Source organism: Aerococcus sp. L_32 (assembly GCF_050689315.1).
Genome location: NZ_JBOEQF010001012.1, coordinates 1 through 671 on the forward strand (window position 1 = coordinate 1; position 671 = coordinate 671).

Consider the following 671-nt stretch of genomic DNA (forward strand, 5'->3'; position numbering starts at 1 on the left):
AAAGATCCAAGTGACAACGACTTGCAACCTTGGTCAGTCAACAATCAAAATAAATTGACTAAAACCTTCCGTTATATTGAAGAGGACTATGACCAACCGAGTTTCTTGGCCAAAGAACAAGCTGTCACACCAACAGTAATTGGGTCAGCGGCACATTTGTTAATGCAGAAGGTGAACTTAAGGGCTAAACCAAGTGAAGCGACCTTTAAAGCGCTCTTTGATGGCCTATGCCAAGTAGGCATTTTAAACCAACAACTTTGGCCCCATATTCAAGTGGATAAACTAGTAGCCTTCTTCGATACGGCAGCGGGTCAATTGATATTGAAACAAGTTGACCACGTATATAGAGAAGAAACATTCTCCCTGATGGTTGCTGGATCAGAAATCTTTACGGATATGGCAATAGATGATGACTTGTTGGTCCACGGGACAATTGATGGTTTTATTTTGTTACAGGACGAAATCTTCCTGTATGACTTTAAAACTGACCGGATTGCTTATCTAAATGAAAGCCAGCAAGAACAAACCTTGATCGACCGTTACCAAGGGCAAATGGATCTATATGCCCAAGCCCTTGAAACTATTTGGGGACGACCGGTTACACAGAAAATGATTATATCTTTAGATACATTAAAAACTTTTTTTGTCTAAAAGTACTTGCAAAAGTGATG

At 39.9% G+C, this 671-nt stretch carries 1 protein-coding gene; it reads left to right on the forward strand.

The window, feature by feature from the left end:
* A partial coding sequence (locus tag ACRCJ0_RS17920; protein ID WP_431391492.1) for a PD-(D/E)XK nuclease family protein occupies positions 1-651 on the forward strand: 651 nt, incomplete at its 5' end.
* Positions 652-671 lie beyond the last annotated feature (20 nt).